We start from the raw sequence: 19,643 nt of genomic DNA, 5'->3' as shown, positions 1-19,643 counted from the left end.
AGGCCTACGATTGCCCGGTGGCGTGGGACTTCTTCGTCTCGTATACACAGGCCGACCGAGCCTGGGCCGAATGGATCGCCTGGATCCTCGAGGAGGACGGATACCAGGTACTGATCCAAGCATGGGACTTCGTGCCGGGCACCAACTGGACCCAGAGCATGCAGGAGGGCGTCACCGGTGCCGGTCGAACCATCGCCGTGCTGTCCAACGCCTACCTGAAGTCGGTGTACGGCAAAACGGAATGGCTGGCGGCATGGGCCGCCGATCCCCTTGGGGAGGAGCGCAAGCTTCTGCCGGTCAGGGTTGAGAATTGCGAACGGCCTGGATTCCTCGGGGGTGTGGTCGGCGTGGACTTGTTCGGCTTGGACGAGGCCGACGCCAAGGCCACTCTGCGCAGTTCCATTGCCGCCGCACTGTCCGGTCGCGCCAAGCGGAAAGTGGAGTTCCCCGGTCGGGCCGTGCCCCAGCCGGCCCGATTCCCGGGAGCGTTGCCCGCGGTGTGGAAAGTGGCGGCCCGCAACCCGAACTTCACCGGCCGCGACGCGGATCTCGCCGCCGTTGCCAAGAATTTGTCGGCCGGATCGACGGTGACGGTCCACTCGGTACACGGTCTGGGCGGGGTGGGCAAGACCCAGCTTGCCATCGAGTACGCCTACACCCACGCCAGGGAATACGACTTGGTGTGGTCCATCGCCGCCGAAGACCGGGCCACGATCCCGGACCAGTTCGCCACCCTGGCCCGCAAGATGGGTCTGACACCGGCCCCCGATCCCGACGACCTACGCGACCAGGTCCACGACGCACTACGCCACACCGCCGGCTGGCTACTGATCTTCGACAACGCCGACTCCGTCCCCGACATCCAACCGTGGCTGCCGAGCATCCCTCTCCCCGTCGGCACACCGGGACACGTCATCGTCACCACCCGCCGGGGCGGATTCGGCAGCATCGGACAAGTCCTGGACCTCGACGTGCTCGAACTGCCGGCCGCCGTCCGGTTGCTCCGGTCCCGCGTCCCCGACCTCGACCAAGACATTGCCGAACAGCTCGCCGAACAGTTGGGGCGTCTCCCCCTCGGCCTGGAACAAGCCGCCGCCTATCTCGACCGCACCCAAACCCCCGCCGCCGATTACCTCCATCTGCTGCAGACCGCACCACGGGCGATGCTCGCCGACGGTGTCGTCCACGCCCACGGCCACTCTCTCGCCACGGTCTGGAACCTCAGCTTGGACCGCATCGCCCGCGAGGATCCGGCAGCGATGGAGCTACTCGGCATCTGCGCTTATCTCGCGCCTGAAGCCATCCCGCTCGACCTGTTCACCCTCCATCCCGACGAACTCCCGCCACCACTGGCCAAAGCCGTCGCCGACCCGGTCGTCTTCAACAACGCAATAGCCACCCTGATCGACTACTCGCTCGCCAAACGCACATCGACCAGCCTCCAACTCCACCGGCTAGTGCAGGCCGCTGTCCGCCTGCGCCACCAGACCACTACTCCGGTGAACCCGTGACCACCCCCGCACAGCTGGCTCTGCGTCTACTGCGCGCAGACGCGCCCGGGACGATCACGGGTGCGCCGGAGAACTGGCCACGGTGGGCCCTCCTGCTCCCGCATGTCCTCGCCATCCTCGAACACCTCGAGACGATCGAGGGCCACGACGACACGACTAACAAGGCAGTGTCGTGGCTGCTGGACCGCACCGGTACCTACCTCCATGTCCACGGCCGCTCGCACGAAGCCCGACCGCTGTCCGAGCGGGCCGTTTCCATCGCCACGGCCACCTACGGACCCAACCACCCCGAGGTCGCCACCCGCCTGACCAACCTCGCACTGATCATGCGCGACCTCGGCGAACCGGCCACCGCCCGACCCCTGGCCGAACGTGCCCTAGCCATCGCCCAAGCCACCAATCCGCCCGACCATCCCACCGTGGCCACCCGCCTGACGATCCTCGCCATGATCCTGCAGGACCTGGGTGAGCTGACCAGCGCCCGACCCCTGGCCGAATTCGCCCTAGCGATCGCCGAAGCCACCTACGGACCCAACCACCCCGAGGTCGCCACCCGCCTGACCAACCTCGCCATGATCCTCCACGACCTCGGCGAACCGGCTACCGCCCGACCCCTGGCCGAACGTGCCTTAGCCATCGACGAAGCCACCTACAGACCTAACCACCCCGAGGTCGCCACCGACCTGAACAACCTCGCCCTGATCCTGCGCAACCTGCACGAATCGGCCGCCGCTCAACCCCTAGCCAAGCGAGCCTTGGCCATCGCCGAAGCCACCTATGGACCTGACCACCCCTCGATCGCCACCCACCTGACCAACCTCGCACTGATCATGCGCGACCTGGGCAAGCTCGCTACTGCCCGACCACTGGCCGAACGGGCCATGGCCATCGCCGAAGCCACCTACGGATCCGACCACCCCATCACCCAGGGAATCCGTGCGCGCCTGGATCGACCAAGCGATGAGTGAGCCGCGGACCCAAAAGCTGACCCCGCAACATGCCGTCGCGTTGCGTCTGCTGCGGGTGGACGCGCCTGGGAGGATCATGGGTGCGCCGGAGGACTGGCCGCGGTGGGCGGTCCTGCTCCCGCATGTCCTCGCCGCTCTGGATCACCTCGAGACCATCGAGGGTATCGACGAGACGATCAATGAGATGGTGTCGTGGCTGCTGGACCGCGCCGGTGTCTACCTCCACGTCCACGGCCGCGCCCGCGAAGGCAGGCCCATGGTCGAACAGGCCCTGGCCGTCGCCGAAGCCACCTATGGGCCCAACCACCCCACCGTCGCCGGCCGTCTGAACAACCTCGCCCTAATTCTGCGCGATCTGGCCGAGCTGCCTGCCGCCCGATCCGTGGCCGAACGGGCCCTAGCCGTCGCCGAGGCCGCCTACGGTCCCGACCACCCCACCGTCGCCATCGCCCTGATCAACCTCGCCACCATCCTGCGGCACCTGGGCGAGCTGGCCACTGCCCGACCGCTGGCCGAACGGGCCCTAGCCGTCACCGAAGCCACCTACGGACCCAACCACCCCACCGTCGCCATCCGCCTGAACAACCTCGCCCTAATTCTGCTGGATCTAAGCGAGCCGGCTAATGCCCGACCGCTGGCCGAACGGGCCCTAGCCCTCACCGAAGCCACCTACCGACCCGACCACCCAGAGGTCGCCAGCAGCCTGAACAACCTCGCCACCATCATGCATCACCTGCGCGAACCGGCCACCGCCCGACCCCTGGCCGAACGGGCCCTAGCCCTCGCCGAAGCCACCTACGGACCCAACCACCCCACCGTCGCCATACGCCTGCACAATCTCGCCGCCATCCTGGGCGACTTGGGCGACCCGGCTGCGGCCCGGCCCCTGGCCGAGCGTGCTCTAGCCGTCGCAGAAGCCGCCTACGGACCCGACCACCCCACCACCCAAGCAATCCGCGCGAACCTGGACAGGCTGACCCGGTCTCAGACGTAGTGATGGTGGAGGGAGAGCGTCATCGCTGCAGGTTGGCGATGAGGGCGCGCCAGCCCGTCAGGGGGAACTCGATCGTGGGGCCTGGGGTGCTCTTGGAGTCGCGGACGGCCACCGCGCGGTCTGGCCAGCTCACCTCAACGCAGTTGCCACCGTTGGCGCTGAAGCTGCTCTTCCTCCAGTTGATCATGATCCTCTCGATCCGCGTAGAGTTCGACCGCAAGTTTGCGAATCAGGTCCCTCGATTGTCCCTCATCGAGGGCGGTGTCCTCCAACGCGGTCAGGATGCGTCGATACGCGGCAATCTCCTCGGGCTCCTCAAGGAAGAGGCTCGACGTCTCGCTGTCCAGGTACACGACGGGCTTGAAGTCGGGGAACTCCATGAGCGAGAACGGCCCGGACATCGCGGCGTGTGCGCCGGCCTCGGCTGGGAGCACCCGAAGCGTGATGTACGGCCGCACGGAGAACTGCAGCAGCTCATGCAACTGCTCGGACATGATGACCGCCCCACCGACAGGTAGGCGCAGCACAAACTCATGGATGAAGAAAATGAATTTGGGAGGTCGTTCTCGGCTGAACAGGTTCCGTCGAGCGAGCCGAATGGCGACCCGGTCATCGATCTCGGACTCGGGCACCGACGGGGATGCCTTCATGACCGCTCGCGCGTAGGGCCCCGTCTGCAGCAGGCCATGAACCAAGGTGTTCTGGAAGTCGCGGATGGACACGGCCTTGGTCTCGTGGTCGACCAGGGTCTGGACCTGTTTGGGCATCCGGGAGCCGTGCTGCTGGAACCAGCCGGGCCTGTGCTGCTCCTTGCACAACCGCAGCAGGCGCTCCTTGTCTTTGCCCTTGACTCCGCAGAGGGCAAGGATGGATGCGACGTCCGATTCGGAACCGCCTCGAGTGCCGCTGAGCAGGCGGGAGACTCGGCTGTCGGACCATCCCAACTGGCGGGCGATTTGCCGGCCGGTGAGCCCCGCCTGCTTCATCGCCTGGCGCAGACCTTCGCCAAGTTCCCGACTGCGCACCGTAGGCTGACGATCTCGCATGTAGAAAGCTTGGCGCTTGACACTGGGACAATGCAATTTGTCACTCGGGTGGTCTCTTCGCTGTCCCGGCGTCACACGCTTGTATAAGATCACATGAAGCAACTCTCACCGGTGCTGTCCAGTGCGTTCCACTTGCTGCGGCAGGATATCTATCTCCATCTGGATGGCGCGGAGCTGACCGCGACCGAGCCCGCTGTCTGGTCCGAAGAGGACATCCAGTCGGCGCGGGCGCTCATCCAGGATCTGGTCACCGTGGTGCGCGGAGTCGTTGCCCTGCACGATACGCCGAACGGGACCCGGTGCCGCACCTGCGACATGGCCTGGCCGTGCCAGGCGTTGGAAACCCTGCACCGGCTGGTGAAGAATCCGGACGGCGAGTTCGTCAAGATCCTGAAACGGATGGATGGGCGGCGTTAGACCGACTTGAGCCAGTTGCGGAGCAGGTGGGCGCCGGCGTCGCCCGACTTTTCCGGGTGGAATTGGGTCGCGCACAACGGCCCGTTCTCCACTGCCGCAACGAAATCGTCGCCGTGGGTGGCCCAGGTGACGAGTGGGGCGGGCAGCGTCGAATTGGGCTCGAGGTCCCAGCGGCGGGCGGCGTAGGAGTGTACGAAGTAGAACCGGGTGTCGGGGTCGAGGCCGGCGAACAGCATGCTGCCTTCGGGGGCGCGGACGGTGTTCCAGCCCATGTGCGGGACGATGTCGGCTTCGAGGCGGTCGACGACGCCGGGCCATTCGCCGCAGCCGGCGGTCTCGACGCCGTGCTCGATCCCCCGCTGGAACAGGATCTGCATGCCCACGCAGATACCCAGCACCGGCCGGCCCCCGGCGAGGCGCCGGCTGATGATCCGCTCGCCGCGCACCGACCGCAGCCCCTCCATGCACGCGGCGAACGCGCCGACGCCGGGCACGACCAGACCGTCGCAGTCGAGCGCGGCATGCGGGTCGCCGGTGACCGTGACGTCGGCGCCGACCCGGCGCAGCGCCCGCTCCGCCGACCGCAGGTTGCCGGACCCGTAGTCCAGGACCACTACTCGTGCCACCGACCCAGGCTACCGAACTTCGACCTTGCTCGAGATTCGCGGGTAGGGTCGGTGGCGTGCCCAAACTGCCGGAGACGCTGACCATCGGTGAGGTTGCGCAGCGCAGCGGGGTGCCGCACACCGCGCTGCGGTTCTACGAGGAGCGCGGGCTGATCTCGTCCGAACGGACCGCGGGCAACCAGCGGAAGTACCGCCGGGCCGTGCTGCGGCGGCTGGCGTTCATCCGCACCGCGCAGCGGGTGGGCTTGAGCCTCGAGGAGATCCGCGACGCGCTTGAGAAGCTGCCCGACCGGCGCACCCCGACCAAGTCCGACTGGGCCAGGCTGTCCCACACCTGGCGCGCCGAGCTCGACGCCCGCATCGACGCGCTGCACCGCCTGCGCGACAACCTGACCGTCTGCATCGGGTGCGGCTGCCTGTCGCTCAAGACGTGCTACCTGCACAACTTCGACGATCAGATGGCCGTGCTCGGCCCCGGCGCGCCCCGGCTCAAGCCGGCGGCCGAGGGCGGCATCGACTAGACCGCCTCCGCGTGCAGCGCGACGAGCGGTGAGGTGAGCCGGCGGGCCCAGGAGGTCGGCACCTCGCCGGGGTCCGGCGCGCGGAAGTCGGTGACCTTCCAGCCGTGCTCGGCCAGCCGGGCGGCCAGCGTCTCGTCGACGTAGCGGGCGGTCAGCTCGGGCAGGCCGCGAATCTCGCGCGGCACCGGCGGGCGCCAGATGTCGGTGCCGACCACCACCCGGAGCCGGGCCCGCGGCCGGGCCAGCGCCCGCAGTCCGGCGCACACATCCGGCTCGCCGAGCACCACACCGGTCAGCAGCCGACCCCACGGCAGGTTGACGTACACCTCGTCGGCAAGGCCGAGCAGCTCCTCCGGTGGGGCCTCAATGGACGCACAGACGAACAGCGCGTTGGGCGCGCCGCCCTTGTCGGGCTTGCGCTGGGCGCGGGTCGCCGACCCGATCATCCGTTGCCAGGCCGGGTCCATGCCGACGACCAGGCGGTCCGGGTGGGCCCTTGCCATCCGGTGGACGAACCGGCCGTCTCCGGTTCCGACGTCGACCGCGACGGCGGTGTAGTCGGCTTAATGTGGACTGAACGAGGTCAGCCGCTTGCCCTGCACGACCTTCATGCGCTCACGATAACCGCGCGGTCCATCGGATTACGACGCCAGCCAGGCGACCGCGCCGCCCGCCGCGAGCAGCGCGAGGACGAGCAGCACGATCGCCATGGTCCTGGCGGTCTTCCAGGTCGTGTAGGCCCCGCCGACGAGGAAGCCGGCGAGGGCGATCAGCAGGATGACGGCGACCTCTTTGGACACGGCCGCCGAGCCTAGCCCCCGTTGACCGGGTGGTACGCCTTCGCCCCGAAGCTGCGGGCCGCCGGGGCGGCGCTGATCCGGGCGACGGCGTCCATCATGGTGCGGCCGAGCTTCGCGCGCGCCCGCAGTGCCGGGTGGGTGGCGCTGTAGTTGTCGGCGTTGGCGGCCGGGTCGCCGGTGTACTCCCCCGACGCGAACAGCGCGTAGGTCACCGTCGGCCGGCCCTCGGCGTCGAAGATCACGCCGGCCTCGTTGCGGCCGGTGGCGAACCAGCCGGCCTTGGTGGCCACCCGCAGCCGCTCGGCCGAGGACAGGTCGAGCCGGACGCCGTCGGTGAACGCGGTCAGCGAGCGCAGGACGTTGAGCAGGTACGCGCTGGACTCCGCGGACAGCAGCGTGCCGCCGACCAGCATCTGCAACAGCGTGTGCGTCTCGGCGGGTGTGGTCTTGCCGAGGAAGAACCGGTTCGGGTTGGCCACCGGCACGACCTGGGTGTGAACGAAACCCTTGGCGCGCAGGATCTCGTTGAGCTCGGCGGCCGGGCAGACCAGCCCGCACAGCCGCACGCAGGTGTTGTCCGAGACGGTCAGCAGCATGGCCAGCACGTGGCCGAGGGTGATCGAGCTGGGATAGGCGCCGTCCAGCGGGATGATGCCGTCGGTGTCGCGGATGACGATCGCCTCGGTGACGTCCACCCGCTGGTCCAGGGTGAGCAGCCCGCGGTCGATCTTGTCCAGCACCGCGGTGGCCACCGCGATCTTGTTGACGCTGTACGCCTCCACCACGGTGTCCGCGCCCTCGGCGACCGCCGCCTCCCCCGCCACGCTGATGTACGACGACCAGGTGCCGCCGGCCCGCTCCACCTCCCGCCGGTACACCCGGGCGATCCTCCGGCGCGCCTGCTCGGGCGTGGCCGGAACCGCCGTGTCGTCCTCCTGCGCGGCGGCCGACCCCTCGCCCGACACGAGCACCGTGCCCGCGGCCGCCGCGCCAACTCCGAATACCTGCCTGCGGTTCATCCTCATGACCAGGAAGACGATCAACCCGGCGGCCGGGTTGCCTGCGGTGCCGGGGCCGAACCCGTAGCCTGCTCAGTCGTGCTGTTCGTGCTGGACATGATCGGTGTGGTGGCGTTCGCCGCGTCCGGGGCGCTGGCCGCCGTGCGGGCCAGGCTGGACGTGTTCGGGGTGGTCGTCCTTGGCATGATCACCGCGCTGGGCGGTGGCGTGATCCTCGGGGTGCTGCTCGACATCACGCCGCCGACGTCGCTGCGGGAGTGGCCGTACCTGCTCGGCGCCGTGGCCACCTCGATCGTCGTGTTCGCCTTCCACCCGAAGCTGGCCGGGCTGCGGCCGGCGATGCCGGTCGCCGACGCGGTCGGGCTGGCCCTGTTCACCGTGGCGGGCACCGCGACCGCGCTGGCCCACGACGTGCCGGCGTACTCGGCGTGCCTGATCGGCATGGCCCCGGGGATCGGCGGCGGCGCGCTGCGCGACGTCCTGCTCCGGCAGATCCCGCTGGTGTTCCACCGGGAGATCTACGGGCTGGCCGCGCTGGCCGGCGCGGTCGTGGTCGCCGTCGGGGACACCGCGGGGCTGTCCACCGGGCCGGTCGCGGTGGTCGGCGCCGTGCTCATCGTGTCGCTGCGGCTGATCGCCCTGTGGCGCCGCTGGGACGCGCCGGTCGCTCCCGAAAGTTAGAGCACGCCCTTGGTCGACGGCACCCCGCCGAGCCGGGGGTCGGGCTCGACGGCCGCGCGCAGGGCCCTGGCCAGCGCCTTGTACTGGGCCTCGGTGATGTGGTGCGGGTCGCGGCCGTGCAGCACCCGCAGGTGCAGCGCGAGCCGGGCGTGGAAGGCGATCGACTCGAACACGTGCCGGTTGAGCACGGCCGGGTAGTTGCCGCCGATCACGAAGGTGACCATCGTCTCGGGCTCGCCGGTCAGCACGCAGTAGGGCCGGCCGGACACGTCCACGGCGGCGTGCGCCAGGGTCTCGTCCATGGGAATCCAGGCGTCGCCGAACCGGCGGACGCCCCGCTTGTCGCCCAGCGCGGTGCGGATCGCCTCGCCGAGCACGATGGCGACGTCCTCGACCGTGTGGTGGGCGTCGACGTCGACGTCACCGGTCGCGTGGATCGTCAGGTCGAACGCGCCGTGCACGCCGAACGAGGTGAGCATGTGGTCGTAGAACGGCACGCCGGTGGACACGTCGGCGCGGCCGGCGCCGTCGAGGTTGATCTCGACGGTCACCTTCGACTCCTTGGTGACTCGCTCGACCTTGGCGCTCCGGTTCATGCCGTCACCTCGCAAGCTCGGTGACGCTGAACGCCATCGCCTCGCAAGCTCGGCGCTGGCGCAGTGTCCAATGGTTCGCTCGCAAGCTCGCTCTCACCTGATCTCCTTGCTCGCGCTCAGAAACGCGTCGTTCTCCTCCGGCGTGCCGATGGTCACCCGCAGGTGCTCAGGAATGCCGACATCCCTGATCAGCACCCCGAGGTCCAGATAGGACCGCCAGGCGGCCGCAGCGTCCTCGAACCGTCCGAAGAGGACGAAGTTGGCGTCGCTGGGCACCGGGCTGAACCCGAGGCCGCTCAGCGCTTCTACGACCCGGTCGCGCTCGGTGGCCAGGGCGTGCACCGAGGCCAGGGTCTGCTCGGCGTGCCTGAGCGCCGCACGGGCGGCTGCCTGGGTCAGCGCGGACAGGTGGTACGGCAACCGGACCAGCTGCAGTGCGTCCACAATGGCCGGTGCCGCGGCCAGGTAGCCGAGCCGGCCGCCGGCGAACGCGAACGCCTTGCTCATCGTGCGGCTGACCACCACCTTGGCCGGGAACTCCGCGATCAGGTGCACCGCGCTCGGCCGGGCCGAGAACTCCGCGTACGCCTCGTCGATCACCACGAGCGCCGGCGCAGCGCGGATCACCTCGCGCAGGTCGGCCAGCGGGATCGAGCCGCCGGTCGGGTTGTTCGGACTGGTCAGGAACACCACGTCCGGCGCCAGCTCGGCGACGATCTCCGCGGCGCTCGCGGTGTCCACGGTGAAGTCCGGCCGCCGCGGCGTCGGCGTCCACTCGGTGCGGGTGCCGGCGGCGATGATCGGATGCATCGAGTAGGACGGCTCGAAGCCGAGCGCGGTCCGGCCGGGGCCGCCGAAGGCCTGCAGAATCTGCTGCAGGATCTCGTTGGAACCGTTGGCCGCCCACAGGTTCGCCGTGCGCAACGGGACCTTTGTGGACTCGGCGAGGTAGGCGGCGAGGTCGGTGCGCAGCGCGACCGCGTCGCGGTCCGGGTAGCGGTGCAGCGTCGCCGCCACCTCGTGCGCGGCCGCGGTCACGTCGGCGACCAGCTCCGGCGGCGGTGGGTACGGGTTCTCGTTGGTGTTGAGCCGGATCGGCACGTCGAGCTGCGGCGCTCCGTACGGGGTGCGGCCGCGCAGGTCCGCGCGCAGCGGCAGGTCGTCGAGCCGGACCTCGCCGCCGATCATGCGGGGAACCTGGCCGTGACGGCCTGGCCGTGCGCCGGGAGGTCCTCGGCGTTGGCCAGCGCGACCACCTTGCCGGCCACGGCCCGCAGCGCGTCCTCGGTGTACTCGACCACGTGGATGCCGCGCAGGAACGTCTGCACCGACAGGCCGCTCGAGTGCCGCGCGCAGCCCCCGGTCGGCAGCACATGGTTGGAGCCCGCGCAGTAGTCGCCGAGCGACACCGGGGCGTGCGGCCCCACGAAGATCGCACCCGCGTTGCGCACCTTTTGCGCGACGGCACGGGCATCCGCGGTCTGGATCTCCAGGTGCTCGGCGGCGTACGCGTCCACGACTTTCAAACCATCGTCCACAGTGGACACCAGCACGCACCCGGACTGCCGGCCGGCCAGCGCCGTCGCGATTCGCTGGCTGTGCTTGGTGTTGTGCACCTGGCGCGCCAGCTCCGCGTCCACCGCGTCGGCCAGCTCCACCGAATCGGTGACCAGAACGCTGGCCGCCAGCGTGTCATGCTCAGCCTGACTGATCAGGTCCGCGGCCACGTGCACCGGATCGGCCGTCGCGTCGGCCAGCACCGCGATCTCCGTCGGCCCCGCCTCGGAGTCGATGCCGACCAGCCCGCGCAGCAACCGTTTCGCCGCCGTCACGTAGATGTTCCCCGGGCCGGTCACCAGGTCCACCGGGGAAAGCTCGGTGCCGTCGGTGTCCGTGCCGCCGTACGCCAGCAGCGCCACCGCCTGCGCCCCGCCGACCGCCCACACCTCGTCGACGTTCAGCAGCGCCGCCGCCGCCAGGATCGTCGGATGCGGCAGCCCCCGCCACTCGGCCTGCGGCGGCGAGCACAGCACCAGCGACTCCACCCCGGCCGTCTGCGCCGGCACCACGTTCATGATCACGCTCGACGGGTACACGGCCAGCCCACCCGGCGCGTACAGCCCCACCCTGCCGACCGGCACCCACCGCTCGGTCACCGTCCCACCCGGCACGACCTGGGTAGTGGTGTCGGTCCGGCGCTGATCCGCATGCACCGCCCTGGCCCTGGTGATCGACTCCTCCAGCGCCTCCCGGACCTTGGGATCCAGCTCGTGCAGCGCCCCGCCCAGCTCCTCGGCCGGCACCCGCACGGTTTCATATTGCGCGCGGTCGAACCGCTGGTTGAGCTCCAGCACCGCCTCGACCCCGCGCTCCCGCACCGTGTCCACGATCGGCCGAACCTGATGCAGCACCGCGTCCACGTCCATCTCGGCCCGCGGCAGGCGCGCACGCAGCTCGGCCGCCGACGGAACCCGGCCACGCAGGTCGATACGGGTCAACATGGTCTTCAGGGTAGGCGGTGCCGCTCGGACCAGCTCCGGTGGAGGGGCGCCATGCAATGCGATGAATGCCGCCTTCGTCGCGCTGGGCGTGCGGAAAGGCCCCTTCGTCGCCCTTCAGCGCGGGGTCCATTTGTGGACGTTCCACCAGGCGCCCCAGGTGAAGTCGGGGTCCTGGGCGTCGATGACGGGTTCGTAGCCGTTCCAGGTTTCGCGCAGGACGTAGGTGTGCTGGGGGGCGGCGAGGACGACCATGCTGGGCGCGGTCAGGTAGGTGCGCTGGAGTTTGCGGTACGCGGTGGCGCGCTGGGCGGGGTCGGTGGCGGTGCGGCCGGTGTCGAGGGCGGCGTCAATGGTCGGGTTGGCGGCGAGGCGGCCGTCGGCCGAGGAGTGCAGGAGCTGGTAGAGGTACAGGTCGGGGTCGAAGGGGTTGCCGAAGCCGAACAGGACCGCGTCCTTGGTGGAGCGGGTGAGCAGCGTGTCGGCGTCGGCGGCCTCGGCGGAGACCTGGATGCCGATGCCCTTGGCGCCGGTGGCGAACGCGCTGGCCAGGTCGCGGGCGAGGGTGTCGCCGCTGCGGTAGAGCAGGGTGAAGCGGGCGGGGACGCCGGCCTTGGCGCGCATGCCGTCGGCGCCGGGCAGCCAGCCGGCCTCGGCGAGCAGGTCGAGGGCCCGGGTGACGTCGTACGGGAACTTGGCGGTGGGTTCGACGAACTCGGCGAGCGCCTCCGGCATCGGGGTGGACGCCTCGGTGCCCTTGCCGCCGAGGACGCCGTCGACGAGGGCCTTGCGGTTGACGCCGTAGTTGAGCGCCAGGCGCAGCGCGGGGTCACCGGTGACCGGCTCGCCGGCGGGCAGCGCGATCGCGTGCAGGTCGGCGGCGCTGTGCGCGACCACCCGCAGGCCGTCGGCGCCCTCGAAGGTGCGGGCAAGGGCGGGCGGCAGGGCGGCGCCGTCGAGCTTGCCGTCACGCATGCGGCGCGCCCTGGCGTCGTCGTCGGGGAGGAACTCCACGGTCACCTTGGTGATCGCCGGCGGACCGTCGAAATAGGACTTGTTGGCCTCCAGAACCATGCGCTGGCCCGGCGACCACTCGGTCACCCGGTACGGCCCGGTGCCGGCCGGCGGCGGGCCGCTCTCGGTGACCGGGCCGGGTTTGGCCAGCGCCTCGCTGGGCACGATGCCGAGCACGAGCAGCTGCGGGAAGGCGGCGTACGGCCGGTTGAGGTCGAACCGGACCGTGCGGGCGTCCAGCTGCCTGATCCCGGTGAGCATCCAGAACCGTTGCCGGACCGGGGAAGCGTAGGCCGGGTCGAGCAGCGCGCGGTAGGTGGCGACGACGTCGGCCGCGTCCAGCGCGGTGCCGTCGGAGAACGTGATGCCCTCGCGCAGCCGCGCCGTCCACGACTTGCCGTCCGGCGCCGGCTCGGGCGGCTCGACCGCGAGCGCGGGCCGCAGCGACAGGTTCGCCCGGTGCTCGAGGAGCCCGTCGAAGACCTTGGCCGCGCCGTGCTCGGCGTACCCGGCGAGCGGGTGCACGCTCACCGGCTCGTCGGCGATCGCGATCACCATCGAGGTGCCGGCCGGATCGCCGGACGCGGACGGGGCCGGGTCGCCGGTGCAGGCCGACGCGAGTGCGCACACCGCCAGCGCAGGCCAGAATCGAAGGCGGCGGGACAGGATGTGCACGACCCCCGACCCTAGCCGCCCGCGCCCGTCCGCGCGGGTGGATTACCTCCGGGAGGCCGGAAACCGTGCGAGTAGCGCTGTGCCAGATCACCTCGACCGACGATCCACAGGCGAACCTGAAGGAGGTGGAGGCGGGCGTGCGCCGGGCCGCCGCGGAGGGCGCCGCGGTGGCGCTGTTCCCGGAGGCCACGATGGCGTGCTTCGGGGTGCCGCTGGGTCCACTGGCCGAGCCGCTGGACGGACCGTGGGCGTCCGCCGTCCGCGAGCTGGCCGCCGCGCACGGGGTGCTGGTGGTCGCGGGGATGTTCACCCCGGCGCCGGACGGCCGGGTGTTCAACACGCTGCTGGTCACCGGGCGCGACCAGCACCTCGGGTACGACAAGATCCACCTGTTCGACGCGTTCGGGTTCACCGAGTCGCGGACCGTGGCGCCCGGCTCGACGCCGGTGACGGTCCCGGTCGGCGGCACCGTGCTCGGCGTGGCCACGTGCTACGACGTCCGCTTCCCCGGGCTGTTCACCGCGCTTGCCGACCGGGGCGCGGTGGCGATCCTGCTCGGCGCCTCCTGGGGCGCCGGCGAGGGCAAGCGCGAGCAGTGGGAGCTGCTGGTCCGGGCGCGCGCCCTTGACTCAACCTGCTGGCTGCTCGCCTGCGGCCAGGCCAACCCGCTGGCGTCCGGCCTGACCCCGAACCCCAAGGCCCCCACCGGGATCGGCTACAGCACCGTCGCCGACCCCACCGGCCGCATGCACGCCCAACTCGGCGCCGAGCCCGACACCTTGGTGGTGGACATCGATCTCGGGCTGGTCGACCAGACGCGAAAAGTCATCCCGGTGCTGGTCAACCGTCGTGAGCCTTTCCGTGGGTCATAGCACACAAAAGACTCGTGACCCCTACGCGCGCATCACCGTGGCGATGGGGATCCTGGCGGCGCGGACCGCGGGGACGAGCCCGCCGAGGAGCCCGGCCGCGACGCCGGCGATCACCCCGGCCACGCCGGCCTGCCACGGGAAGGTGACGTCGCGCAGCAGCGGTGCGAAGCGGTCGACGGCCCGGCCGACGTAGGTGAGGCCGACCATGCCGACCCCGATCGCGGCCAGCGCGGTGAACAGCCCGATGAACAGCGTCTCGGCCAGCACGATCCCGGCCAGTAGCAACCGCGGCGTGCCGACCGCCCGGCGCAGGGCGAACTCCTCGACGCGCTCGCCGACCGTGGCCAGGCCGACGTTGAGGATCCCGGCCACGCCGATCAGCAGCACCAGGATCGCCATGCCGTAGAAGATCCACCGCACCAGGGAGAGCTGGTCGGTGAAGTGCTCCCTGGAGTTGATCGTGCTGACGTAGATCTGGTCCATCGGGGCGCCCGCCGCGGCCAGGCGTGCCCGCAGGGTCTGCTCGATCCCGGTGGCCGTCGGCGCGAGGAGCACCATGACGCCGGGGCCGCCACCCCGGCTCGGGTCGGCGGTGGTGGCCTGCCAGTTGAGCAACTCGTCTGCGCGGACATAGGCGGTCGGGCCGTACCCGGCGTCGTGCACCACGCCGGTGATCCGCGGGGTCGGGTTGACCGTCGACCCGGTGAGGCGCATCTCGGCGGGCACCCGGTGGCGGGTGAAGCCCTTGAGCGCCTCCCGGTTGATCACCAGCCGGGGGGACAGCGACGCGTCGCCGGTGAAGTCCAGCCACTGGCCCGAGTCCGGCTCGAACGGGCGGAACCGGCGGATGTCCCCGGTCAGGCCGACCAGGCGGAGCTCGATCGCCTGGCCCGGTGGCGGGGCGCCGGCCGGGCCGCCGACGGGTCCGGTGGCGTAGCAGACGCCGCTGGCGTCGCAGAACGTCGGGTAGAACGAACCGCCGCCGAAGGACTGGTCGAACGGCGCGGCGCCGGGGTTGACCGGGGTGACGCCGGGCTCCCCGATGATCGCCTGGCCCTCGATCACCGCGACGGCGTCCGGCGCGTCCTTGAGCGTGTCCAGCACGATCGGGATCGTCCGCGGGTGCGCCGGCAGGTACATCTGGACCGTGCCGTCCTTGCCCTGGGCCAACTCCACGTCGGCGAGCAGCGCCCGGTCGGCGATCTCCGAGCCGGCCTGGACCGCGACGATCGCCAGCACGCCGAGGAACAGGCTGAGCATGGACAGCAACGCGCGCAGCTTGCGGGCCCGGATGCCCTGCCCGCCGATGATCAGCGCGGAGCGCAGCCGGCCGGACAGGCGGATCACCTCGACACCTCCTGCCGGGCCTCGTGCAGCACGCCGTCGGACAGCCGCAGCACGTGGCCCATCCGCTCGGCGTGATCATGGTCGTGGGTGACCAGGATCAGCGCGCAACCGTGGTTCGTGGTGGCGTGCAAGGCATCGACGACCAGGTTGCCGGTCTCGGTGTCCAGCGCCCCGGTGGGCTCGTCGGCCAGCAGCACCCTTGGCCGGCGCACCAGCGCGCGGGCGATGGCCACCCGCTGCTGCTCCCCGCCGGACAGCCGCGGCGGTTTCTGCTTGGCCAGGTGGGCGATGCCGACCTGGTCCAGCGCGGCCATGATCTTGGCGCGGCGCATGCGGCGGGGCAGCCAGCCCTGGCCGTTGACCAGCGCCATGGCCACGTTCTGCGCCGCAGTCAGGTGCTTGAGCAGGAAGAAGCGCTGGAACACGAACCCGAACGAGTCGCTGCGCAGCCGGGCGGCCCGGCGTTCCGACAGCCGGCTGATGTCCTGCCCGGCGAACACGTACCGCCCGCCGTCCGGCCGGTCGAACAGGCCGATCAGGCTGAGCAGCGTGCTCTTGCCGGAGCCGGACCGGCCGAGGATGGCCACGCTCTCTCCACTGTGGACGGTGAGGTCCAGTCCGGAGAGGACGATCCGCGGCGCGCCCTGGCCCCTGAGCGTCTTGCTGATCCCGGCGAGCTGGATGAGCGGCGTCATGGTCACTTCCCGACGGGCCCGTTGGGTCCGTCGGGTCCCGGCGGGGCCTCCGGCAGGTTCGGGCCGGGCACCGCCAGCGTCTCGGTCCCGGTCAGCCCGGACTTGATCTCGATCACCCGGCCGTCGGTCAGGCCGAGCACGACGTCCTTGGTCTGCCGGCCGCCGTCCGGGCCGATCACGTCGACCTTGCCGTTGCCCTGCCGGCCGGCGACGGCCTCGACCGGGGCGACCATGGTCTGGGTGGCCCGCTGGGTGATCACCTCGATGGTGGCCGCGGCGCCGTTGATCAGCTTGACGTCGGCGGGCGGGATGCAGACCAGGCGCATGCCGGTCGCGTCGGATCCGTCCTGGCTGCCCGGGGTTCCTCCGGGGCCGCCGGGCGTGCCGGGGGCGTTGGGCGCGTTGGGCGCGGGGACCGGGGGCTGGTCGGGGTTCTGCGGGTTCTGCTGATCGGCCGGCGGCGGGGCCGGGGGCTCGGGAACCGTGCCGGCCGGGAGCGCGGCGATCGTGCCGAGCACCGTGCAGGGGAACGGCCCCGGCCCGTTCTTGATCTGGACCATGACCTCGCCGAGCGTGTCGGACAGCTGGTAGGCCTGGGCACTGTCGATCTCGGCGACGATCCCGTAGCCGGCGTGCTTGGCCGCGACGATGGGCATGCCCGCGGTGACGGCGGCCTTGTCGTCCACCAGCCGGCCGGCGAGGGTGGCCCCCGCCGGGATCTCGACGATGGTGGCCTTGCCTCGCACCCATACGCCGGCCACCTTCGTCGGCTTGGTCGGGGTGCGCCTCGGCGGCGTGACGTCGAGGTAGCGCACCTCGCCGTCGACCGGCGCCACGATCCCGAAGATCGGGTTCATCGTGACCTTCCCGGTCAGGCTGACCTTGTTCATCAGATCCTGCCTGGTCAGGGTGACCGTCGTCATCGTGGTTCCGCGCGCGGCAAGACCGGGAGGCTCGGGACGCGCGCTCGACGTCGAGCACGCCGCCACCCCCAGTGTGACGACTACCCCGGCGGCGATCCCCAGAAAGCTGCTTCGTCGCATCGTCAGTGCCCCCAATCGTCGTGAAGCTGCCCAAGGGCGTGGCGCGCACACTACAGTGGGTCTATACAACCTGTCTATACACCATGTGTATATATCGGTCGGCGCGAGCAAGGGTTGGCCATGCCCGACGCGGGCGCGCTCCTTAACTGCGCAATCGGGGATGCTAGGTGGTCCCGGCGCAGGCGAGGCCGATGGTGCACGCCCACATGCCGGCCGACGCGGTTAAGGTCATAGGTGATCCTCTCGGCCTCGCACCGGTGCGCCGGATTCACTAGACAGGAGGCATAGTCGCTGGATGGCCAATAACATCAAATTAGAATGGCGGCAGCTCGTTGACGCCGTTCGGGCAGGCGATTTTGAACCTGAAGGTGAATCGGGGCTTCCCAAGTTCTTGTATTCTCGCATCAGAAACGTATTCATCAGTGATCCCCATCTTGTGAAACAGATTCTCCAGGCCCGCCAGCATCGGAACCCGTTCATGCTGATAGGAGAGTTCGGGACCGGCAAAAACGTGTTTCTAGAGCTGGTTGCCCGCGGGAATCCTGGCGACGATACAGTCGAGTGCATCGATGAGAACGTCAATGGGACCCAGGATGAGATGCTCGAGAAATTCTTCGGCGTGAACGGTCTCGTCGAGCAACATCCGGGGTCACTGTTCCACTTCGACCTTCTCCAGAACGCCATAGGATGGCCGCTGTTCATCGACAAGGTGCACGAGTTGGCGCGGCGGAACATTCTCTATCGGACCGACGGTAAAGCCATCAGGAATCTGGGCATACGGGTGGTGGGTGGCGCCACCGTCGAGCTGGAGGACCTGCTCCAGGAGCAGGGCGCATCGAGCGCGAAGTACCTCTATGAGTATCTAGCTACCAACCAGCTGGCGAGAACTTCCAAGCTGACTGATCAACGCAGCAGGATCCGGGTCGTGCTATCAGAGGTATTAGCTGCACAATTGCTCGACTCCCGCAGCCAGATCTCCGAGGAGGACATCTCCGCGATCGAGCGGATTCCGACCGACGCATTGGAGCAACTGGAACAATACCACTGGCCAGACGGATTCTACGAGATCGTCCGCCTGGTGAGAACGTCGCTGGCGGAGAAGAGATGGGTGATTGAATCACTGCGACCGGTTCCGATGGAGCGGCTGAAAGTATTCGTCTCATACTCTTCGGCCGACCTCTCGATGGTGGCAGAGATGCGCGAGTGGCTCGTCGAGAACAACATCGACCCGTGGATTAGCGCCGAGCGGCTTCTTCCAGGACAGGATTGGGAGCTTGAGATCAACAAGGCGATCCACGGAAGCGATGCGATAGTCGTATGCATGTCCGGCCGATCAATCAGCAAGGCGGGATATGTACAGACGGAGATCAAGCGCGCCCTGGATATGGTCGAGCGTATACCCGAAGGCGAGATATACCTGATACCCGTACGATTGGAACCTTGCGAGCCTCCCTTCAGAATTTCCAGATATCAATACGTTGACTTTTTTCAGCCAGAAGGCAGGAGCCAGTTGATGCGAGCTTTGCGGAATCGCGCAACCACCCTTGGCAAAGCGCCACCGGGTTCGCGTCGATACATTGGGACACAGAGCAAAGCCTAGCAGGATCGCAGAGCCCCTGCTTTAATGGAAGCCGAGCTTCAGATGACGGGTGATCCGCCCAGACAATCAGACGCCGCGAGCTATGCGTTGAAACTCGCGAACGGCTCCTACGAATGGTATCGAGATCGTGCGATTCGATGCCGGCGCGCCTATCGGATCTCCGAAACGACACTTCTTGTCAGTACCACCGCCGTTCCTGCCTCTGCCGTACTGTCGCCGGGTAACTCGGCGGTCACCGGGACGCTGGGAGCGCTAGTCGTGATCCTTCATGGATTGCGAAGCATCTTCCACTGGCAGGACAATTTTCTGCGGTTCAGCAGAGCACGCGAGGCCATTGAGGCTGAGCGGCGACTCTACCATACTCATGCGAATCCGTATGACAACCCGGAGACCAGAGAGCAGCAGCTCGCGATGGCGGTGTCACGAATCGAACAAGAGGAAATGAGTGGCTGGATAAAAATTGCTGCCGACCGCCCGAAGTCCTAACATCATCTAATCCGGGAACGGGCCGGTCCGGCACCGCCGACGTCGGGACGATCGCCGCGGGCGCGGGGACCGGCGCGGAGCGCAGCACGGCCAGCTGGCCGCGCAGCCAGTCGAGCGCGGCGGAGACCAGGGTGAGGGCCGCGGACGCCTTGGCCAGCAGGGCCGCGGTGAGCACGGTGGCGGCCGCGTGCGCGGCGAGCATGGCCCAGCCGTCGACCGCGGCCGGCCCGGCGC

Annotated in this window: 21 protein-coding genes and 1 pseudogene; 9 read left to right on the top strand and 13 right to left on the bottom strand. The window is 69.4% G+C overall.

Annotation, left to right across the window (positions count from 1 at the left end):
- The first annotated feature begins 17 nt into the window (after nt 1-17).
- The 3 genes from fxsT to VGX25_RS31800 are packed head-to-tail and all read left to right on the top strand — an operon-like array spanning nt 18 to nt 3,473.
- Nucleotides 18-1,511 (top strand): FxSxx-COOH system tetratricopeptide repeat protein, encoded by a 1,494-nt coding sequence (gene fxsT / locus VGX25_RS31810; RefSeq protein WP_326921659.1) that lies wholly within the window; start codon nt 18-20, stop codon nt 1,509-1,511.
- Nucleotides 1,508-2,479, top strand: a complete 972-nt coding sequence (locus VGX25_RS31805) for a tetratricopeptide repeat protein (protein WP_326921658.1) — start codon at nt 1,508-1,510, stop codon at nt 2,477-2,479. The genes fxsT and VGX25_RS31805 overlap by 4 nt, the downstream gene beginning before the upstream one ends.
- Nucleotides 2,448-3,473 (top strand): tetratricopeptide repeat protein, encoded by a 1,026-nt coding sequence (locus VGX25_RS31800; protein WP_326921657.1) that lies wholly within the window; start codon nt 2,448-2,450, stop codon nt 3,471-3,473. Before VGX25_RS31805 ends, VGX25_RS31800 begins: the two co-directional genes overlap by 32 nt.
- A 19-nt stretch (nt 3,474-3,492) precedes the next feature.
- Here the strand turns inward: VGX25_RS31800 and VGX25_RS31795 are convergent, their stop codons facing one another.
- Nucleotides 3,493-3,660 carry a DUF397 domain-containing protein gene (locus VGX25_RS31795; RefSeq protein WP_326921656.1) on the bottom strand — a complete coding sequence of 56 codons (168 nt, stop codon included), beginning with the start codon at nt 3,658-3,660 and terminating at the stop codon, nt 3,493-3,495.
- Nucleotides 3,608-4,519, bottom strand: a complete 912-nt coding sequence (locus VGX25_RS31790; protein ID WP_326921655.1) for a helix-turn-helix transcriptional regulator — start codon at nt 4,517-4,519, stop codon at nt 3,608-3,610. The genes VGX25_RS31795 and VGX25_RS31790 overlap by 53 nt, the downstream gene beginning before the upstream one ends.
- Before the next feature lie 93 nt (nt 4,520-4,612).
- Here VGX25_RS31790 and VGX25_RS31785 point away from each other — a divergent pair, with 93 nt between their 5' ends.
- Nucleotides 4,613-4,936 (top strand): hypothetical protein, encoded by a 324-nt coding sequence (locus VGX25_RS31785; RefSeq protein WP_326921654.1) that lies wholly within the window; start codon nt 4,613-4,615, stop codon nt 4,934-4,936.
- On the opposite strand, the gene hisH is transcribed toward VGX25_RS31785, so the two are convergent.
- Nucleotides 4,933-5,562 (bottom strand): imidazole glycerol phosphate synthase subunit HisH, encoded by a 630-nt coding sequence (hisH, locus tag VGX25_RS31780; RefSeq protein WP_326921653.1) that lies wholly within the window; start codon nt 5,560-5,562, stop codon nt 4,933-4,935. The two genes, VGX25_RS31785 and hisH, sit on opposite strands and share 4 nt — an antisense overlap.
- A gap of 56 nt (nt 5,563-5,618) precedes the next feature.
- Between hisH and soxR the strand changes: the two genes are divergently transcribed.
- Nucleotides 5,619-6,083 (top strand): redox-sensitive transcriptional activator SoxR, encoded by a 465-nt coding sequence (soxR, locus tag VGX25_RS31775; protein WP_326921652.1) that lies wholly within the window; start codon nt 5,619-5,621, stop codon nt 6,081-6,083.
- Here soxR and VGX25_RS31770 read toward each other — a convergent pair.
- From VGX25_RS31770 to VGX25_RS31760, 3 genes and pseudogenes are all read right to left on the bottom strand, one after another.
- A pseudogene (locus tag VGX25_RS31770) lies at nt 6,080-6,631 on the bottom strand (hypothetical protein); the annotation flags it as partial. The gene soxR and the pseudogene VGX25_RS31770 sit on opposite strands and share 4 nt — an antisense overlap.
- A gap of 93 nt (nt 6,632-6,724) precedes the next feature.
- Complete coding sequence (locus VGX25_RS31765) at nt 6,725-6,883, bottom strand: hypothetical protein (protein ID WP_326921650.1); 159 nt, start codon at nt 6,881-6,883, stop codon at nt 6,725-6,727.
- An 11-nt stretch (nt 6,884-6,894) separates the two neighbouring features.
- A complete protein-coding gene (locus tag VGX25_RS31760; RefSeq protein ID WP_326921649.1) occupies nt 6,895-7,902 on the bottom strand; it encodes a serine hydrolase in 1,008 nt (335 codons plus the stop codon).
- A gap of 96 nt (nt 7,903-7,998) precedes the next feature.
- Here VGX25_RS31760 and VGX25_RS31755 point away from each other — a divergent pair, with 96 nt between their 5' ends.
- Nucleotides 7,999-8,583 carry a trimeric intracellular cation channel family protein gene (locus VGX25_RS31755; RefSeq protein WP_326921684.1) on the top strand — a complete coding sequence of 195 codons (585 nt, stop codon included), beginning with the start codon at nt 7,999-8,001 and terminating at the stop codon, nt 8,581-8,583.
- Here VGX25_RS31755 and hisB read toward each other — a convergent pair.
- From hisB to VGX25_RS31735, 4 genes are all read right to left on the bottom strand, one after another.
- Nucleotides 8,580-9,179: an imidazoleglycerol-phosphate dehydratase HisB gene (gene hisB, locus VGX25_RS31750; RefSeq protein WP_326921648.1), complete on the bottom strand. Its 600-nt coding sequence runs from the start codon at nt 9,177-9,179 to the stop codon at nt 8,580-8,582. The two genes, VGX25_RS31755 and hisB, sit on opposite strands and share 4 nt — an antisense overlap.
- Nucleotides 9,180-9,272: 93 nt before the next feature.
- Nucleotides 9,273-10,367, bottom strand: coding sequence for a histidinol-phosphate transaminase (locus VGX25_RS31745; protein ID WP_326921647.1), 1,095 nt, complete (start codon nt 10,365-10,367; stop codon nt 9,273-9,275).
- Nucleotides 10,364-11,680 (bottom strand): histidinol dehydrogenase, encoded by a 1,317-nt coding sequence (gene hisD, locus VGX25_RS31740; RefSeq protein ID WP_326921646.1) that lies wholly within the window; start codon nt 11,678-11,680, stop codon nt 10,364-10,366. Before hisD ends, VGX25_RS31745 begins: the two co-directional genes overlap by 4 nt.
- 114 nt (nt 11,681-11,794) lie before the next feature.
- The gene (locus tag VGX25_RS31735) at nt 11,795-13,366 is read right to left on the bottom strand and encodes an ABC transporter substrate-binding protein (RefSeq protein WP_326921645.1); all 1,572 of its coding nucleotides are present in this window, start codon (nt 13,364-13,366) and stop codon (nt 11,795-11,797) included.
- A gap of 65 nt (nt 13,367-13,431) precedes the next feature.
- Here VGX25_RS31735 and VGX25_RS31730 point away from each other — a divergent pair, with 65 nt between their 5' ends.
- Entirely contained in the window at nt 13,432-14,238 is an 807-nt protein-coding gene (locus tag VGX25_RS31730) for a carbon-nitrogen hydrolase family protein (RefSeq protein ID WP_326921644.1), read from the top strand.
- 21 nt (nt 14,239-14,259) lie between these two features.
- Here VGX25_RS31730 and VGX25_RS31725 read toward each other — a convergent pair whose 3' ends face one another.
- Genes VGX25_RS31725 through VGX25_RS31715 form a run of 3 tightly spaced genes read right to left on the bottom strand, consistent with a single transcriptional unit; the run spans nt 14,260 to nt 17,203 of the window.
- Entirely contained in the window at nt 14,260-15,585 is a 1,326-nt protein-coding gene (locus tag VGX25_RS31725; protein WP_326921643.1) for an ABC transporter permease, read from the bottom strand.
- Nucleotides 15,582-16,280, bottom strand: a complete 699-nt coding sequence (locus tag VGX25_RS31720; protein ID WP_326921642.1) for an ABC transporter ATP-binding protein — start codon at nt 16,278-16,280, stop codon at nt 15,582-15,584. The genes VGX25_RS31725 and VGX25_RS31720 overlap by 4 nt, the downstream gene beginning before the upstream one ends.
- Nucleotides 16,281-16,282: 2 nt before the next feature.
- Entirely contained in the window at nt 16,283-17,203 is a 921-nt protein-coding gene (locus VGX25_RS31715; protein ID WP_326921641.1) for an efflux RND transporter periplasmic adaptor subunit, read from the bottom strand.
- Nucleotides 17,204-17,618: 415 nt separating this feature from the next.
- Between VGX25_RS31715 and VGX25_RS31710 the strand changes: the two genes are divergently transcribed.
- Together VGX25_RS31710 and VGX25_RS31705 are read left to right on the top strand one after the other, a co-directional pair.
- Nucleotides 17,619-18,923, top strand: a complete 1,305-nt coding sequence (locus VGX25_RS31710; protein WP_326921640.1) for a TIR domain-containing protein — start codon at nt 17,619-17,621, stop codon at nt 18,921-18,923.
- A gap of 24 nt (nt 18,924-18,947) precedes the next feature.
- The gene (locus VGX25_RS31705) at nt 18,948-19,409 is read left to right on the top strand and encodes a DUF4231 domain-containing protein (RefSeq protein WP_326921639.1); all 462 of its coding nucleotides are present in this window, start codon (nt 18,948-18,950) and stop codon (nt 19,407-19,409) included.
- The last annotated feature ends 234 nt before the right edge of the window (nt 19,410-19,643 follow it).

The sequence above is a fragment of the Actinophytocola sp. genome (assembly GCF_035942955.1).
GTDB lineage: Bacteria > Actinomycetota > Actinomycetes > Mycobacteriales > Pseudonocardiaceae > DASYTH01.
The sequence above is the reverse complement of the archived record's forward strand: the minus strand, read 5'-3'. Positions and strand labels throughout refer to the sequence as shown.

Excerpts from the sequence above, each read along its gene's own strand:
- VGX25_RS31795 (WP_326921656.1), bottom strand. The coding sequence starts at position 3,660 with ATGATCAACTGGAGGAAGAGCAGCTTCAGCGCCAACGGTGGCAACTGC.
- VGX25_RS31790 (WP_326921655.1), bottom strand. The coding sequence starts at position 4,519 with ATGCGAGATCGTCAGCCTACGGTGCGCAGTCGGGAACTTGGCGAAGGT.
- VGX25_RS31785 (WP_326921654.1), top strand. The coding sequence starts at position 4,613 with ATGAAGCAACTCTCACCGGTGCTGTCCAGTGCGTTCCACTTGCTGCGG.
- VGX25_RS31760 (WP_326921649.1), bottom strand. The coding sequence starts at position 7,902 with ATGAACCGCAGGCAGGTATTCGGAGTTGGCGCGGCGGCCGCGGGCACG.
- VGX25_RS31755 (WP_326921684.1), top strand. The coding sequence starts at position 7,999 with ATGATCGGTGTGGTGGCGTTCGCCGCGTCCGGGGCGCTGGCCGCCGTG.
- hisB (WP_326921648.1), bottom strand. The coding sequence starts at position 9,179 with ATGAACCGGAGCGCCAAGGTCGAGCGAGTCACCAAGGAGTCGAAGGTG.
- VGX25_RS31745 (WP_326921647.1), bottom strand. The coding sequence starts at position 10,367 with ATGATCGGCGGCGAGGTCCGGCTCGACGACCTGCCGCTGCGCGCGGAC.
- hisD (WP_326921646.1), bottom strand. The coding sequence starts at position 11,680 with ATGTTGACCCGTATCGACCTGCGTGGCCGGGTTCCGTCGGCGGCCGAG.
- VGX25_RS31720 (WP_326921642.1), bottom strand. The coding sequence starts at position 16,280 with ATGACGCCGCTCATCCAGCTCGCCGGGATCAGCAAGACGCTCAGGGGC.
- VGX25_RS31715 (WP_326921641.1), bottom strand. The coding sequence starts at position 17,203 with ATGACGACGGTCACCCTGACCAGGCAGGATCTGATGAACAAGGTCAGC.
- VGX25_RS31710 (WP_326921640.1), top strand. The coding sequence starts at position 17,619 with ATGGCCAATAACATCAAATTAGAATGGCGGCAGCTCGTTGACGCCGTT.
- VGX25_RS31705 (WP_326921639.1), top strand. The coding sequence starts at position 18,948 with ATGGAAGCCGAGCTTCAGATGACGGGTGATCCGCCCAGACAATCAGAC.